A 15,509-nucleotide genomic window follows, 5' to 3' on the forward strand; every position below is an offset into this window, starting at 1 on the left:
CCGCCAGCGGGCAGTTTGCCGGCAGATTGCGGAAACGAGGTAGCGCCATGAACCCTGAACTCCAGTCGCAGAAGACGCGGGCGCTTTGCAGGCTTGCCCCCGTGATCCCGGTGATCGTCATCAAGAACGCCGAACGGGCGGCGGGGCTGGCCCAGGCGCTGGTCACGGGCGGCCTTCCGGTGCTGGAGATCACGCTGCGATCGGACGCAGCCCTGGATGCGATCCGCGCGATGTCGGGCGTGTCCGGCGGGCATGTCGGCGCGGGGACCGTGCTGACGCCGGACGACGCCAAGCGCGCCAAGGACGCGGGCGCGACCTTTGCCGTATCCCCCGGCCTGACCGACCGGCTGATCGCCGCTTGCGAGGAACTGGAACTGCCCCTGCTGCCGGGTGCGGCCACCGCGTCCGAGGTGATGCGCGCGGCCGATGCGGGCTATGACATGCTGAAGTTCTTCCCGGCCGAGGCGATCGGCGGCGCGCCCGCGCTAAGGTCGCTGGCGGGGCCCCTGCCGAAGATCAGCTTCTGCCCGACCGGCGGCATCTCGCCCGCCAATGCGGGCGACTATCTCTCGCTTCCGAACGTGGTCTGCGTCGGCGGAAGCTGGATCGCGACGGATGCCGATGTCAGCGCCGAGAACTGGGGCGCGATCCAAGAACGGGCGCACGCCGCATCCCGGCTGAGCCGGGGCTGACCTTGGTCCCCGACGACAGGCGCGCCCGCCGCAACGTGATCGTGCTGGTTGCGGCGCAGGCGATCCTGGGCGCGCAGATGTCGGTGATCTTCATCGTCGGCGGCCTGGCCGGGCAGATCCTGGCGCCGAACCCCTGCATCGCCACCCTGCCCCTGTCGATGATTGTCCTGGGATCGGCGCTGACGGCACGGCCGCTGGCGCGCTTCATGCAGGAACGCGGCAGGCAGGCGGGCTTTCTGCTGGCGGTCCTTGCGGGCGCCCTGGGCGCGGGACTGGCGGCCTGGGGGCTGTCGGCCGGGTCGTTCTGGCTGTTCATGGCGGGGTCGCTGCTGACCGGCATCTACATGTCGGCGCAGGGTTTCTATCGCTTCGCGGCCACCGACCTCGCATCCGAGGATTACGCGCCCCGCGCGATCAGCTGGGTCATGGCGGGCGGGCTGGCGGCGGCGATCATCGGTCCGGCCGTGGTCCGTGCCACGGACGGGCTGACGGCGGTGCCGTTTCTTGCCACCTACATGGCGGTGATCGGGCTGAACGCACTTGGGCCGTTCCTGTTCGCGTTCCTCGACAGCCCCAGGCCCGAGCCCAGCGAGGGCAATCACATGGCAGGCCGCCCCTTGGCCGAACTGCTGCGCCAGCCCCGGATCGCCGTCGCGATGATCTGCGGCATGGTCGCCTATGCGCTGATGAACCTGGTGATGACCTCGACGCCGCTGGCGGTCGTGGGCTGCGGCTTTGCGCCCACGGATGCGGCAAACATCGTCAGCGCGCATGTGCTGGCCATGTTCGCGCCCAGCTTCTTCACCGGCCACCTGATCGCCCGTTTCGGAGCCGAACGGATCGTTGCCCTCGGTCTTTTCCTGCTGGCCCTGGCAGGAGCGGCCGCCTTGTCGGGGGTCGAGCTGTCGCGGTTCTTCGCCGCCCTGATCCTGCTGGGGATGGGCTGGAACTTCGGCTATATCGGCGCAACCACCATGCTGTCCCGCGCCCACGCGCCCGAGGAACGGGGCCGCGTGCAAGGCCTGAACGACGCGGTGGTGTTCGGCGGCGTCTTCCTGGCCTCGCTGTCCTCGGGCGGGCTGATGAATTGCAGCGGCGGTTCGGTCGTCGCGGGCTGGAACGCCGTCAACCTGGCGATGCTGCCCTTCCTGGTGCTGGCGGGCGGGGCGCTGATCTGGCTGATGCTGCGCCCGAAAGAGGCGTAAGCAAGGGCCAGCCCCGCGGCCGGCTGGTTCTCGAACCAATGGCGCACCAGCCGGCGACCTCCGGGATCTTGCACCAAGATAAATCAGAACAAGGATTTCTGTTCCGGCAGCTTGGTCTTGCGCGCGGGCTTGGGCGCGCCTTCAGGGCGAACCGTCACGCGTCCATCGGCGAATTCCAGATCCGCCTGCGGCAACTGCCGCGCGGTCTGGGCAGAGGTCACCACTCCTTCGGGGCCATGCACGACCACGAAGCCGCGCTTCAGGGTTTCCTTGTAGCCCAGGGACAGGCGCAGCCGATCCACCCGCTGAATCGCCTGGTCGCGGTTGCGGATCGCCCGCTGAACCGCCTGCTCCAGCCGCCGCGTCAGGTCGGACAGCCGCTGATCCTGTTGCGTGATCGCCCGGCGCGTGGTGGTCATCACCCGCGCAAGCGACGCATCCAGCCGTTCCCCCATGGCCGCCATCCGGTCGCGCCGCCGCTCCATCCTGCGGGTCGCCGCCGAATCCAGCCGAAGCTCCAGGCCATGCAGCGCATGACCCTTGCGGTCCGTGAAGCGCCGCAACAGCGCCACAGGCATTGGGCGCACCGCAAGCTGGTGCCGGCGGGTGCGGACCAGCCCGTGCAGGGCCGGGTCCAGCCGCCCGGCCCACAGGTCCAGCCGCTGCCGCGCCCCTTCGGTCAGCGCGGCGGGGCGGCCAAGCGCCCGGGACAGGTCGCGCAGCCGCTGGCGGGGCCGCTCGACATGGACATTGGCGCAACGTGTCAGCCGCGCCTGCGACTCGGCCAGGCGGGCGGACAGTTCCGCCAGAACCGGCACGGCCATCTCGGCGGCGGCGGTGGGCGTCGGCGCACGGCGGTCGGACGCGAAGTCGATCAGCGTCGTGTCCGTCTCATGTCCCACGGCGGAAATCAGCGGAATGCGGCTTTCGGCGGCAGCGCGGACCACGGCCTCCTCGTTGAAGCCCCACAGGTCTTCCAGGCTGCCGCCGCCCCGCGCGACGATCAACAGATCCGGGCGCGGGATCGGCCCGCCTTCGGCCAGGTCGTTGAAGCCCCGGATCGCCGCAGCCACCTGCGGCGCGCATCCCTCGCCCTGAACGGCCACCGGCCAGATCAGCACGCGCGTCGGAAAGCGGTCCCGCAGACGGTGCAGGATGTCGCGGATCACCGCCCCGGAAGGCGAGGTCACGACCCCGATCACGCGCGGCAAGGACGGCAGCGGCCGCTTGCGCGCCTCGTCGAACAGCCCCTCGGACGCAAGCGCCTGGCGGCGCTTTTCCAGCATCGCCATCAGCGCGCCCAGGCCCGCCGGCTCGATCTGGTCGACGATCAGCTGGTACTTCGACTGACCGGGAAAGGTGGTGATGCGGCCGGTGGCGATGACCTCCATCCCTTCCTCGGGGCGCTGCGCCAGCTTGGCCGCCTGCCCCTTCCACGTCACGGCCGCCAGGACGCTGCGATCATCCTTGAGGTCGAAATAGATGTGCCCAGACGACGGGCGCGACACCCGGCCGATCTCTCCGCGCACGCGCACGCGGCCGAACTGATCCTCCAGGCTGCGCTTGACCGCGCCCGACAGTTCGGAAACCGTGAATTCATGGGCATTGCTGCCCGGCGCGTCTTCCAGCAGGTCCATGCGTCTTGTTCCCTTCGCCGCGCCACACTAGAACGCCGCGACCAGAAGCGAAAGGGCGGCCCATGAACATCCTGATCCTCGGCGGCGGCGGGCGCGAACACGCGCTGGCCTGGGCGATCCGGCAGAACCCGAAATGCGACCGCCTGATCGTGGCGCCGGGCAACGCGGGCATCGCCAACGTCGCGGAATGCGCCGATCTCGACATCCTGTCGCGAGCGGACGTGCTGGAATTCGCCCAGGAAAACGCCATCGACTTCGTGGTGATCGGCCCCGAGGCGCCCTTGGCCGCAGGCGTCTCCGACGCCTTGCGCGATGCCGGGTTCCTGGTCTTCGGCCCCTCGCAGGCCGCCGCGCAACTGGAGGCGTCGAAGGCCTTCACCAAGGAAATCTGCGATGCCTGCGGCGCCCCCACCGCCGCCTGGGCGCGCTTCACCGATGCCGCAAGCGCCCGCGATTACGTCACCGCCCAGGGCGGGCCGATCGTGGTCAAGGCCGACGGTCTGGCCGCCGGAAAGGGCGTGACCGTGGCCGAAACCGTCGCGCAGGCGCACGAGGCCATCGACGCCATCTTCGACGGCGAGTTCGGCGAGATGTCCGTCGTGATCGAGGAATTCATGGCGGGCGAGGAGGCCAGCTTCTTCATCCTCTGCGACGGCACCGATTGTCTCCCCATCGGCACCGCGCAGGACCATAAGCGCGTGGGCGATGGCGATACCGGCCCGAACACCGGCGGCATGGGCGCCTACAGCCCCGCGCCGATCCTGACCGAGGCCCTGCAGGACCAGGTCATGGCCCGGATCGTCCGCCCCACCGTGGCCGAGATGGCCGCGCGCGGGATGCCCTTCCAGGGCGTCCTCTACGCCGGGCTGATGATCGACAACGGCCGCGCCCGGCTGGTCGAATACAACGTCCGCTTCGGCGACCCTGAATGCCAGGTGCTGATGATGCGGCTTGGCGGGCAGGTGCTGGACCTGCTTCTGGCCTGCGCCGAAGGACGGCTGGCCGACATGTCCGTCAACTGGGCGGATGACCATGCCCTGACGGTGGTCATGGCCTCGAAGGGCTATCCCGGCAGCTATCGCAAGGGCACGCCGATCAGCGGGCTGGAAGGCCTTTCCGAAACCAGCTTCGCCATGACCTTCCACGCCGGCACCGCCACCGGCAATGGTCAGGTCATCGCCACGGGTGGTCGCGTCCTCGCCTGCACCGGCCGCGGCGCCACCCTGGCCGAGGCGCATCAGCGCGCCTACGCCCAGGTGGACGCGATCGACTGGCCCGAGGGTTTCTGCCGCCGCGACATCGGCTGGCGCGCGCTTTGACGCTTCTTCGTTGCCCAAATACCCCCGCCGGAGGCATCCGACGGGGCCACCCATGAGCCGTCAGATGGTCGAATACAGCCCTTCGTAGATCGGCAGCAGGGTGTCCGTCTCGAACAGGCTGCTGACCGAGGTGCCGTTCCAGATGTTCAGGATCGCCTGCGTGAACATCGGCGCGGTCGGCACGATGCGGATGTTCGGCGCCGATTTCACCGCATCGGTCGGCTGGATCGAATCGGTGATGACCAGCGACTTCATCACCGACTTGCTGACGCGCTCCACCGCCGGGCCGGACAGCACGCCATGGGTGATATAGGCGTGGACCTCGGTCGCGCCGCTGTCGGTCAGGGTCTGCGCGGCCTTCACCAGGGTGCCCGCCGTGTCGCAGATGTCGTCCACGATGATGCAGACCTTGCCTTCCACATCGCCGATCACGGTCATCTCGGCCACCTCGCCCGCCTTTTCGCGACGCTTGTCCACGATGGACAGGGGCGCGCCGATCCGGGTCGCAAGCTCGCGCGCGCGGGCCACGCCGCCCACGTCGGGCGACACGACCATCAGGTCCTGCATCCGGCCGCGGAAGTGGTGCTGCACGTCCAGGGCAAAGACCGGCGCGGCATAAAGGTTGTCCACCGGGATGTCGAAGAAGCCCTGGATCTGGGCCGCGTGCAGGTCCAGCGTCAGGACGCGATCGATCCCCGCCTCGGTCAGCAGGTTCGCCACCAGCTTGGCGCTGATCGGCGTGCGGGCCTTGGCACGGCGGTCCTGGCGGGCATAGCCGAAATAGGGGATGACCGCCGTGATCCGCGCCGCCGACGACCGCTTCAGCGCATCGGTCATCACCATCAGTTCCATCAGGTTGTCGTTTGCCGGGTTCGAGGTCGGCTGGATGATGTACATGTCCTCGCCCCGGACATTCTCGTACACCTCGACAAAGATTTCCTGGTCGTTGAACCGCTCGACCCGTGCGTCGCAAAGGCTGACATTCATGCCCCGGTGCATCGACATCCGCCGGGCGATCGACGCGGCAAGGGTCCGGTTGGCATTGCCAGAAATCAGCTTGGGTTCGGTCATGACGGGCATGGGATGAAGGCCTTTTCGCGGGGATTCGCCAGATTGCGCCCGCCTTAGCACCCGGCTAGCTTGCGGGCAAACCGCAAGGGAGCCCTCGTTATGGCTAACATCGACTACTATTTCGGGACGATCAGCCCATGGGCCTATCTGGCAGGCGACCGGCTTGAACGGATCGCAGGGCGCCATGGCGCGACGATCACCTACAAGCCGCTGGACCTGCTGCAGCTTTTCGACCGGACGGGCGGGGTCCGGCCCGCCAACCGCCACCCCAGCAGGATGGACTACCGCGCGCAGGAACTGACCCGCTGGGCCGACCACCTGGGAATGGCGCTGAACCTGAAGCCCGCGCATTGGCCGGTGAACATGGCGCCGTCCTCCTATGCCATCATCGCGGCCCAGCAGGCCGGCGGCGGGGATCTGGGCGGGCTGGTGCAGGGCTTCCTGCGGGCCGTCTGGGCCGAGGATCGCGACATCAGCGACGACTCCATCATCCGCGACGTCCTGGCGGGGCACGGCTTCGATCCGGCCCTGACCGACAAGGGCCTGTTCGTCGGCGCCGAGACCTATGGCCGCAACCTGGAACAGGCGGTCGAGGCCGGCGTCTTCGGATCGCCCTTCTACGTCGTGCAGGCATCCGGGCAGAAGTTCTGGGGCCAGGACCGGCTGGACTTCCTGGACCGGCATCTCGGCACGCTATGACCGGCATCCACAAGCGGCACTGGCCGGGTGACACGGATCGCCCGGCCCTGGCGCTCCATTGCATGATGGGAAGCGCTGGTTATTGGGGACCGATCGCCAGGCGGCTTGGCGGCCGCGTCGATCTTGTCGGCTTCGACATGCCCGGCCATGGCCGGAGCGGCCCTTGGATGGAACAGCCGGACGGCCCCGACTTCCACACCGCCGTGACCCGGATCGCGGCCAGCTTCATCGACCGGCCCTTGGACCTGATCGGCCACAGCCTGGGCGCAACCGTCGCCCTGCGCATCGCCGTCGCCGCGCCCGAGGCGATCCGCAGCCTTACCCTGGTCGAACCCGTCCTGTTCGCCGCGGCCCCGGACGCCGGGCAGAAGGCGCGCGACCACGTCATTGCCGGGTTCCTGTCGCAGGATCGCCCCGAGGACGCCGCGCGCGCCTTTATCGACGTCTGGGGGGCCGAGCCGTTCGACGCCCTGCCGCTTGCGGCGCGCGAGACCATGACCCGGCAGATCCCCCTTATTGCGGCGACCGACGACACCCTGTCCGGGGACCGTGCCGACATCCTGCGCGACGGGGGACTGGAGGCCATCGACGCGCCGGTGCTGATCATCGCGGGCGAGCAGTCGCCTCCCGTCATCCACGGCATTGCCGAGGCCCTTGCAAAACGCCTGCCGGATGTCGGGCGCGCCCTTGTGCCGGGTGCGGGGCACATGCTGCCCTTGACCCATCCCGACCAGACCGCAAGCCTGATCGCCGTCAACCTCGACCGAGCCTAGACGTCGAATTCGTCGTCATGTCCGACAGATCCGATCGCCAGCCACTCGGCCCGGATGCGGGCGACCTTCGTGTCGCCCCAGGTCCTGAAGACGATCTCGAAGCTTGTGGCGGTGACCTCTTCGGCACTGATGTCCGCGCGCTGGTTGGCCTTGCCCTCGATGTCCCACATCCCGATCGAGACGTGGACAACCGGCGGGGCGGCAAAGGGCTCAGGGAACGTGACGGTCTGGCGAACGACCCGAGGTCCCTCGCCGGCCCACATCTCGCCCTGGTCCTCGAAGGCGGAAAACAGAAGCCGCGAGCCCCGGCTGACCCCGATCGCATGATAACCGAACCGATGCATCAATCCCTTCCGTCTCCGTCCGGAAACGTTAACGGCTCGGAACGGCTGACGAAAGCTGTTGATTGGGATAGGCTTTCGCGGCCGACCTCAGGGGCATGGCTCGTCAAAGGCGGCCTCCAGGATCTCGACGCGGCCCCGCTGATCGACAAGCGCGACATCGAAGCGCATTGCCGGCCATGGCGCATGGCCCTGGCTTTCGCAATACTCCAGCGCCCCCCGCAGGATGCGGCCCTGCTGAGCGGCGTTCAGGCGCTGGGCAGCCTGCTGGTGGGTGGAGGATTGCTTGACCTCGACGAAGACCAGACAGTCGCCGTGCTGACAGATCAGGTCGATCTCACCTGCCTGTCCGCGCCACCGGCGAGCCAGCACGGCCATTCCCTTGCCTTCCAGCAGGCGGGACACATTGTCCTCGGCCATGGCGCCGGACACATGGGCCACGCGCCCCCGCGCCTGCCGGGCCGGCGATGCCGCCCCACCCGGCTGCGCCTTCCTGGAAACCGGTGCCCTGCCCCTGGCCATGCTCAGTCCTTGTCGTCGCCCAGGGCCAGCGCGATCTGGTAGACCTCGCGCCGCGCCAGCTTCAGATCCGCCGCCACCTCTCTTGCGGCATCCTTCATTGTCATCCGTCCCATCCTGTCCCGCAGCGCCTGCCTGATCGTGTCCTCGTCGGTCTCGACCGCGCCCGGCCGATCGACCAGCATCACGACCTCGCCCTTCAGCCCGGCCATGCGCCCGTCCTGCGACAGTTCGGCAGCCGTGCCCCGGATCACCTCCTCGAACTTCTTTGTCAGTTCCCGCGCCACCACCGTCATGCGATTCGCGTCAATCTCGCACATCTCTGCCAAGGTCTGGTTAACGCGCCGGGGGCTTTCGAACAGGATCAGCGTCGCATCGACGGCCATCCAGTGCCGCAGCCATGTCATGCGCGCCCCCTTTGTCGATGGCGGGAACCCCGCGAACAGGAAGCGGTCGCTGGGAAGGCCGGACAGGCTCAGCGCCACCAGGGGGGCCGAGGGGCCGGGGATCGCATGGACGCGGTGCCCGGCCGCCGCGGTTTCGCGCGCCAGGCGAAAGCCCGGATCGGCGACCAGCGGTGTGCCCGCGTCCGAGGCATAGGCCACGCTTGCGCCATCGTTCAGGGCGGCCAGCAGGCCAGGGCGGGCACGGTCGCCGTTGTGGTCGTGATAGGGCAGGATGCGGCGGCCGCGCAGAGGAATGCCGTGGATGTCCAGCAGATGACGCAGCACGCGCGTATCCTCGGCGGCAAGCACGTCGGCCCCGTTCAGCACGTCCAGCGCGCGCAGCGTGATGTCGCGGGCGGTGCCGATGGGCGTCGCCACGAGGTAAAGTCCGCCGTCGAGCCGCCGCCCCTCGACATGGGCGGCAAGGCGCTGCGGGGGCTGAATGTCCATGGCGTTCTCCTTCCGACTGATTGCCAAGCAGGCCGGTTGGTCCTAGGCTGCCCGCACCTCGCCGATACCTCACAGCAGGGAAGTTTCCTATGGTCGTTTCCGCCACAACCCGGCCCGCAACCGGATTGCGCCGCGTCGTTTCCCGTGCCGCTGCCATCCTGTCGGCCTTTGTCCTTGCCGCCTGCGAGCCCACGGGCGGGTCGCAAACGGCACGCGGCCCCGTCACCGGCCCCCTGATCAACCCGGGCGAGCCCGTGCGCGTGGCCCTGCTGGCCCCAGGCGGCAGCGGTTCGGCCGATCTGGAATGGCTGTCGCGCAGCCTCAAGAACGCCGCGCGGATGGCGGCGGCCGACGCGCAGGGCGCCAATATCGACCTGCGCGTCTATGACACGGGCACCAGCACCGCGCAGGCCGTGGCACAGGCGAACGCCGCCGTCGATGCGGGCGCGCAGATCATCGTCGGCCCCCTGTTTGCCGAGGGTGCAAATGCCGTGGGCAACGCGATGCGTCCGCGCAACGTGAACGTCCTTTCCTTCTCGAACAATGCCGAGATCGCGGGCGGCAACGTCTTCATCCTGGGCAACAGCTTTTCCAACGTCGCCAACCGGCTGGTCGGCTTTGCCGCCCGCCAGGGCAAACGCAACATCTATGTCGTGGCCGAGGATGACGTCGCGGGCCAGCTTGGCGGCCGCGCCATCGAGACCGCCATCTCTCGCAACGGCGCCCGTCTGGCGGGGCGCAGCAACCACCCCGTCTCGGTGACGGGGATCGACGCCGTGACGCCGCAGATCGTCGCCGCCGCGCAGTCGGGCCAGGTCGATGCCGTCTTCATGACCGCCAACAACCAGGCCGTGCTGCCCTACCTGACCGAGAAACTGGCCACGGCCGGCGTCCGGTCGCCCGTCACGCAGATGATGGGCCTGACCCGCTGGGACCAGCCCGCCAACCGCATCGGGATGCCGCAGCTTCAGGAAGGCTGGTTCGCGATCCCGGACCAGGGCCTGAAGGCGCAGTTCGACGCGCGCTACCGTTCCGCCTATGGCGAGCAGCCGCACGAGTTGGCAAGCCTGGCCTATGACGGGGTCGCGGCCATCGCCTCGCTGGTCCGCAGCGGCAACCGGAATGCCGTGACCAGCACCGGCCTGACCCAGAACGCGGGCTTTGCCGGCGTGGGCGGGGTGTTCCGGCTGCGCCCGGACGGCACCTCGGAACGCGCGCTTGCCGTGGCGACGCTGCGCGGCAACCGGCTGGTGATCCTTGATCCGGCGCCGCGCGGCTTTGGCGGCGGCGGCTTCGGGTTCTGATCTTGGCCGACCTGTCCGACGTGACGATCCGGCGAAGCGCCCCGGCCCCGTCCGGGGCGCATCCGATCTTCGACCCCGCCATCTTCCTGCCGACCCTTGATGCCGCCCTGGCCGGGCTGACCGACCGCAAGGCGATCCGCGCGCGCACCGTGGCGCTGCTTCTGGATGCGCGCGCCGCGGCAATGGCCGCGATCGAGGCCGAACTGGCCAGCCACCCGCGCGCCGCGCGCGAAACGGTCAGGGCGATCGCCAGCCTGACGGACGGCATCGTCATCGCCAGCCACCACGTCGCGACGATCCTTCTGCACCCCCAGCAGTCGCCCTCGGACGCCGAACGGCTGGCCGTGCTTGCCGTCGGCGGCTATGGCCGGGCCGAGATGGCCCCCGCCTCGGACGTAGACCTGCTGTTCCTGACACCCTGGAAGATGACCGCCTGGGCGGAAAGCGTCGTGGAATCGATGCTGTACATCCTGTGGGATCTGAAGCTGAAGATCGGCCATTCGATCCGCAGCGTGGACGACTGCATCCGGCTTGGCGCGGGCGACATGACGATCCGCACCTCGCTTGTGGAACACCGGCTGGTGACGGGCCACGCGCCCCTGGCGGAAGAACTGCGCGAGCGCCTGTGGGTCGAGCTGTTCTCGAAGACCGTGCCCGAGTTCATCGAGGCCAAGCTTCAGGAGCGCACCGCCCGCCACCAGCGCCAGGGCGGTCAGCGCTATGTCCTTGAACCCAACGTGAAAGAGGGCAAGGGCGGGTTGCGCGACCTCCAGACCCTTTACTGGATCGCGAAGTATATCCACCGCGTGGACCGGGCCGTCGAACTGGTCGATCTGGGCGTCTTCACGCGCGAAGAACACCTGGCCTTCTGGCAGGCCGAGGATTTCCTGTGGGCGGTGCGCTGCCACCTGCACCTGATCGCGGGCCGTCCCGTCGACGTCCTGTCCTTCGACATGCAGGTCGAGGTTGCGCGCCGGATGGGCTACAAGGACACCTCGGCCCGGCGCGGGGTCGAATATTTCATGCAGGACTATTTCCGCCACGCCACCCATGTGGGCGAATTGACCCGCGTCTTCCTGACCGAGCTTGAGGCCCGCCATGTCCGCAGCGCCCCCTTCCTGGGCCGCCTGTTCCGGCGGCGGCGCAAGCTGCGGGCGGGTTTCCTGGACAATCACGGCCGCCTCAGCATCGTGAACGAAGCCGACTTCCTGAAGGACCCCCTGAACATCCTGCGCCTGTTCGAGGAAGCGCTGCGCACCGCCATCCTGATCCACCCGGACGCCATGCGGCTTGTCGCGGCGAACCTGGATCTGTTCGACGACAAGGTCCGGTCCGACCCCGAGGCCACGCGCATCTTCATGGATCTGCTGCTGAAGCACGGCAATCCCGAACGGGGCTTGCGGCGCATGAACGAACTGGGCGTCCTTGCCGCCTTCATCCCGGAATTCGAGCCGGTGGTGGCGATGATGCAGTTCAACATGTACCATCACTACACGGTGGACGAACATTCGATCCAATGCGTAGCCGCCCTGGCCGAGATCGAGCGGGGCGAACACCCCGAGGATCTGCCCCTCTCCAGCGAGATCATGGAAAGCGGCATCAACCGCAGGGTGCTCTATCTTGCGGTGCTGCTGCACGACATCGGCAAGGGCCGGCGCGAGGATCACTCGATCCTGGGCGCGCGTCTGGCTCGGCGGATCGCGGCGCGCTTCGGCTTTCCACAGGACGACATCGACACGGTGGAATGGCTGGTCCGCAACCACCTGCTGATGTCGGATGTCGCGCAGAAACGCGACATCGCCGACCCGCGCACCCTGCGCGATTTCGCCAAGGCCGTGAAGACCCGCAAGCGGCTGGACATGCTTCTGGTGCTGACGGTCTGCGACATCCGCGGCGTCGGCCCGGGCACCTGGAACAACTGGAAGGCCGCCCTGCTGCGCAAGCTGCATACCGAAACGGCGCTGGTGCTGGAGAACGGGCTGGAGGACCTGAACCGCGACCGCCGCCAAAGCGAGGCCAAGCGCAGCCTGCGCCACCTGCTGACGGCCCGGGGCTGGGAACCCAGGACCCTGCGCGCCGAATTGGGGCGGCATTACGACAGCTACTGGTCGGGGCTTGCCACGGAAACGCAGGCCACCTTCGCCGAACTGCTGAGCGAGATCGGTCCCGACGAAATCCGCATCGACCTGCGCGCGGACCCCGACCGCGACGCGACGCGGGCGGCCTTTGTCCTTGCCGACCATCCGGGCATCTTCTCGCGCCTGTGCGGGGCGCTGACCCTGATGGGCGCGAACGTGGTCGATGCGCGCACCTATACGACACGCGACGGCTTCGCGACCGCCGTGTTCTGGGTGCAGGACCCCGACGGCAGCCCCTTCGCCGAAGACCGGCTGCCCCGGCTGCGCCAGACGATCCTGCGCACCCTGGGCGGAGAGATTGTCGCGCGCGAAGCCTTCGCCAGCCGCGACAAGCCCAAGAAGCGCACGCGGGAATTCAGGTTCCCTACCCATGTCACCTTCGACAACGAAGGCAGCGACATCTATACCATCATCGAGGTGGACACCCGCGACCGGCCCGGCTTGCTTTACGACCTGACGCGGACGCTGGCCGCGAACCACATCCAGATCGTCAGCGCCGTGATCGCGACATTCGGCGCGCAGGTGGTGGACAGTTTCTACGTCAAGGATATGTTCGGCCTCAAGCTGCACAGCGAGGCGAGGCGCGACGCGCTGGAAAAGAAACTGCGTGCGGCCATCGTCGACGGGGCAAAACGGGCAGAGGCTTGAGATCATGAAAACCGGGCTGGTGCGCGGATTCCTCTCGGTGGGGATCTGGACCTTCGTGTCGCGCGTCTCGGGCTTTGTCCGCGACATCCTCATGGCCGCCTGGCTGGGCACCGGCCCCATGGCCGAGGCCTTCCTGATCGCGCTGTCCCTGCCCAACATGTTCCGCCGCTTCTTTGCCGAAGGCGCGTTCAACACCGCCTTCGTGCCAATGTTTTCCAAGAGGCTGGAAAACCGCGATGAGGCACAGCGCTTCGCCTCCGAGGCCTTTTCCGGCCTGTTCATGGCGGTGCTGGTCCTGTCGGCGGTCGCCATGATCTTCATGCCGGTGCTTGTCTGGCTGATGGCCGCGGGCTTTGCCGGTGACGAACGGTTCGGGCTGGCGGTCGAATACGGGCGGATCACCTTCCCCTATATCCTGCTGATCTCGCTAGCCTCGATGATCTCGGGCGTGCTGAACGCCAACGGCCGGTTCACGGCCGCGGCGGCCGCGCCGGTGCTGCTGAACCTGCTGTTCATCGTCGCCATGTATCTGGGCCGCTGGCGCGGCTGGGATCTGGGCCTGACGCTGGCTTGGGCCACGCCCGTGACGGGCCTGGCGCAACTGGGGCTGGTCTGGCTGGACGCGCGCCGCACCGGCTGGACCTTCCTGCCCCGCCGCCCGCGCCTGTCACCCGACATGCGTCGGCTGCTGGCCGTGGCGCTGCCCGCGGCCTTTGCCGGCGGCGTGGTCCAACTGAACCTGCTGATCGGCCGCCAGGTCGGTTCCCAGTTCGAGGGGGCCATCGGCTGGCTGTCCTATTCCGACCGCCTGTATCAACTGCCGTTGGGTGTCGTGGGGGCGGCCGTAGCCGTCGTGCTTCTGCCCGAACTGTCCCGCCGCCTGCGCGCGGGCGATCACGCGGGCGGCCAGTCCGCTTATTCCCGCGCGACCGAGTTCGGGCTGTTCCTGACCCTGCCCGCCGCCTTCGCCATCGCCGTGATCGCGGAACCCATGGTCCGCACGCTGTTCGAACGCGGCCAGTTCACCGCCGAGGACACCACCCAGACCGCCCGCGCCCTGGTCGTCTATGCCTTCGGCCTGCCCGCCTTCGTGCTGCAGAAGATCCTGCAACCGCTGTATTTCGCGCGTGAGGATACGAAGACGCCCTTCCGCTTTGCCCTATGGTCAATGGTCGTGAACGCCCTGGTGGCCTTTGGCCTGATGCCGTTCTTCGGCTTCCTGGCCGCCGCACTGGGCACGACCGTCGCCGCCTGGATCATGGTTGCGCAACTGTGGTGGGGCACGCGCGCCATGGGGGACGCCGCCCGCGCCGACGACCGCCTGCGCCGCAAGACACCCTTGATCGTCCTGTCATCCGCGCTGATGGCCGGGGCACTGTGGCTGATGATGGGCTGGCTGGATGGCCTTGGACAGGTGGCCGGGCTGGCAATCCTGGTTTTCGGCGGGGCCGCGATCTATTTCACGCTCAGCTTCCTGACCCGCGCTTATCGCCTGTCGGAACTCAAGGCGGCGGTACGGCGCTCGTAGGGTGGGGTTGCTCGCCCACCCTGCCTACCGCGCCCGGATCTGGCGCAAGACACGCTGCACCCCGCCATCCACCAGCACGAAGCTGAGCAGGAAGCCCGTGCCGAAGCCGGCAAGCTCGGCGATCCAGCCATAACCCGCGCCGCCGAAGACCATGGCGAAGACAAGCTGGAAGGCCAGCAGCATTCCGATCAGCGTGAAGGCCCGCGCCCGGTTGGCATGGACCGCACCCAGCCGAGCCCACAGCAGGAAGGTGAAGGCGCCGACAAGGCCGTAGACCGCCGGATAGCCGCCAATCAACGGCCCCTGCCGCCCCGGCAGGAGGGATATTGCCGCCGTATAGACCAGCGCACCGCCGACGGCCGATCCCAGGAACAGCGCCACGACCGCCCAAGGGCGGAACTCTCGCGCGATCATGTTGCCAAGCGCCAGGGTGAAGACCACCACGAAAAGCGCGTGGGTGAAGGACGAATTGACGAAGCTGTAGGACAGGATGCGATAGGCCTGGTCCCAGTCGATCGCGCCCACCTGCCACATGCGCTGCACCATCTCGGGCGCGAAGGCAGTCATCTGCATCGCGTTCAGGCGCAGGCCGATGCCCTGCGCGCCGCCGATCAGGCCGGTCTGGCCCAGAAGGAACGCGATCTCTCCGGCAATGGCAGGCAGGGCCAGGACCCAGACCGCGGCAGGCAGCGGATTGATCGGCGAGAGGGGCATGGCCTGGCGCATCGGTTTTCCTTCG

The 15,509-nt window shown here is 68.2% G+C and carries 14 protein-coding genes; 8 read left to right on the top strand and 6 right to left on the bottom strand.

The features are described 5' to 3' along the window. The first annotated feature begins 47 nt into the window (after window positions 1–47). Both eda and J0F76_RS01635 read left to right on the top strand, forming a co-directional pair. Window positions 48–692 (top strand): bifunctional 4-hydroxy-2-oxoglutarate aldolase/2-dehydro-3-deoxy-phosphogluconate aldolase, encoded by a 645-nt coding sequence (gene eda / locus J0F76_RS01630; protein ID WP_207465008.1) that lies wholly within the window; start codon window positions 48–50, stop codon window positions 690–692. A gap of 2 nt (window positions 693–694) precedes the next feature. After that, complete coding sequence (locus tag J0F76_RS01635) at window positions 695–1,897, top strand: MFS transporter (protein WP_377707339.1); 1,203 nt, start codon at window positions 695–697, stop codon at window positions 1,895–1,897. 83 nt (window positions 1,898–1,980) lie between these two features. Here J0F76_RS01635 and xseA read toward each other — a convergent pair whose 3' ends face one another. After that, complete coding sequence (gene xseA, locus J0F76_RS01640; RefSeq protein WP_207465010.1) at window positions 1,981–3,534, bottom strand: exodeoxyribonuclease VII large subunit; 1,554 nt, start codon at window positions 3,532–3,534, stop codon at window positions 1,981–1,983. A gap of 62 nt (window positions 3,535–3,596) precedes the next feature. Here xseA and purD point away from each other — a divergent pair, with 62 nt between their 5' ends. Further along, on the top strand, window positions 3,597–4,853 hold the full coding sequence (purD, locus tag J0F76_RS01645; RefSeq protein ID WP_207465012.1) for a phosphoribosylamine--glycine ligase: 1,257 nt from the start codon (window positions 3,597–3,599) through the stop codon (window positions 4,851–4,853). Window positions 4,854–4,913: 60 nt separating this feature from the next. Here purD and J0F76_RS01650 read toward each other — a convergent pair whose 3' ends face one another. After that, window positions 4,914–5,933, bottom strand: a complete 1,020-nt coding sequence (locus tag J0F76_RS01650; protein ID WP_242689912.1) for a ribose-phosphate pyrophosphokinase — start codon at window positions 5,931–5,933, stop codon at window positions 4,914–4,916. A 90-nt stretch (window positions 5,934–6,023) separates the two neighbouring features. Here J0F76_RS01650 and J0F76_RS01655 point away from each other — a divergent pair, with 90 nt between their 5' ends. Both J0F76_RS01655 and J0F76_RS01660 read left to right on the top strand, forming a co-directional pair. Further along, window positions 6,024–6,623, top strand: a complete 600-nt coding sequence (locus tag J0F76_RS01655) for a 2-hydroxychromene-2-carboxylate isomerase (protein ID WP_207465014.1) — start codon at window positions 6,024–6,026, stop codon at window positions 6,621–6,623. A 62-nt stretch (window positions 6,624–6,685) separates the two neighbouring features. Then, a complete protein-coding gene (locus tag J0F76_RS01660) occupies window positions 6,686–7,396 on the top strand; it encodes an alpha/beta fold hydrolase (protein WP_242689913.1) in 711 nt (236 codons plus the stop codon). Here J0F76_RS01660 and J0F76_RS01665 read toward each other — a convergent pair. The 3 genes from J0F76_RS01665 to rsmI form a co-directional block, all read right to left on the bottom strand. After that, entirely contained in the window at window positions 7,393–7,740 is a 348-nt protein-coding gene (locus J0F76_RS01665) for an H-type lectin domain-containing protein (RefSeq protein WP_207465018.1), read from the bottom strand. The genes J0F76_RS01660 and J0F76_RS01665 overlap by 4 nt on opposite strands. A gap of 87 nt (window positions 7,741–7,827) precedes the next feature. Beyond that, window positions 7,828–8,259, bottom strand: coding sequence for a YraN family protein (locus tag J0F76_RS01670; RefSeq protein ID WP_207465020.1), 432 nt, complete (start codon window positions 8,257–8,259; stop codon window positions 7,828–7,830). 2 nt (window positions 8,260–8,261) lie between these two features. Beyond that, on the bottom strand, window positions 8,262–9,152 hold the full coding sequence (gene rsmI / locus J0F76_RS01675) for a 16S rRNA (cytidine(1402)-2'-O)-methyltransferase (protein ID WP_207465022.1): 891 nt from the start codon (window positions 9,150–9,152) through the stop codon (window positions 8,262–8,264). Between the two features lie 125 nt (window positions 9,153–9,277). Here rsmI and J0F76_RS01680 point away from each other — a divergent pair, with 125 nt between their 5' ends. The 3 genes from J0F76_RS01680 to murJ are packed head-to-tail and all read left to right on the top strand — an operon-like array spanning window position 9,278 to window position 14,770. Then, window positions 9,278–10,456: a penicillin-binding protein activator gene (locus J0F76_RS01680; protein ID WP_479724744.1), complete on the top strand. Its 1,179-nt coding sequence runs from the start codon at window positions 9,278–9,280 to the stop codon at window positions 10,454–10,456. Window positions 10,457–10,482: 26 nt separating this feature from the next. Beyond that, the gene (locus tag J0F76_RS01685; RefSeq protein ID WP_377707348.1) at window positions 10,483–13,242 is read left to right on the top strand and encodes a [protein-PII] uridylyltransferase; all 2,760 of its coding nucleotides are present in this window, start codon (window positions 10,483–10,485) and stop codon (window positions 13,240–13,242) included. Between the two features lies 1 nt (window position 13,243). Next, window positions 13,244–14,770, top strand: coding sequence for a murein biosynthesis integral membrane protein MurJ (murJ, locus tag J0F76_RS01690; RefSeq protein WP_377707350.1), 1,527 nt, complete (start codon window positions 13,244–13,246; stop codon window positions 14,768–14,770). A 24-nt stretch (window positions 14,771–14,794) separates the two neighbouring features. On the opposite strand, the gene J0F76_RS01695 is transcribed toward murJ, so the two are convergent. Further along, window positions 14,795–15,496, bottom strand: coding sequence for a rhomboid family intramembrane serine protease (locus J0F76_RS01695; protein WP_207465034.1), 702 nt, complete (start codon window positions 15,494–15,496; stop codon window positions 14,795–14,797). Window positions 15,497–15,509: the final 13 nt, after the last annotated feature.

Origin of the sequence: Paracoccus fontiphilus (assembly GCF_017356265.1) — a bacterium.
Taxonomy (GTDB): Bacteria; Pseudomonadota; Alphaproteobacteria; order Rhodobacterales; family Rhodobacteraceae; genus Paracoccus; species Paracoccus fontiphilus.

Bases quoted from the DNA above. Each gene is read 5' to 3' on its own strand.
- eda (WP_207465008.1), top strand. From the start codon at position 48: ATGAACCCTGAACTCCAGTCGCAGAAGACGCGGGCGCTTTGCAGGCTT.
- J0F76_RS01695 (WP_207465034.1), bottom strand. From the start codon at position 15,496: ATGCGCCAGGCCATGCCCCTCTCGCCGATCAATCCGCTGCCTGCCGCG.
- J0F76_RS01650 (WP_242689912.1), bottom strand. From the start codon at position 5,933: ATGCCCGTCATGACCGAACCCAAGCTGATTTCTGGCAATGCCAACCGG.
- J0F76_RS01655 (WP_207465014.1), top strand. From the start codon at position 6,024: ATGGCTAACATCGACTACTATTTCGGGACGATCAGCCCATGGGCCTAT.
- rsmI (WP_207465022.1), bottom strand. From the start codon at position 9,152: ATGGACATTCAGCCCCCGCAGCGCCTTGCCGCCCATGTCGAGGGGCGG.
- J0F76_RS01660 (WP_242689913.1), top strand. From the start codon at position 6,686: ATGATGGGAAGCGCTGGTTATTGGGGACCGATCGCCAGGCGGCTTGGC.
- xseA (WP_207465010.1), bottom strand. From the start codon at position 3,534: ATGGACCTGCTGGAAGACGCGCCGGGCAGCAATGCCCATGAATTCACG.
- J0F76_RS01670 (WP_207465020.1), bottom strand. From the start codon at position 8,259: ATGGCCAGGGGCAGGGCACCGGTTTCCAGGAAGGCGCAGCCGGGTGGG.
- J0F76_RS01665 (WP_207465018.1), bottom strand. From the start codon at position 7,740: ATGCATCGGTTCGGTTATCATGCGATCGGGGTCAGCCGGGGCTCGCGG.
- purD (WP_207465012.1), top strand. From the start codon at position 3,597: ATGAACATCCTGATCCTCGGCGGCGGCGGGCGCGAACACGCGCTGGCC.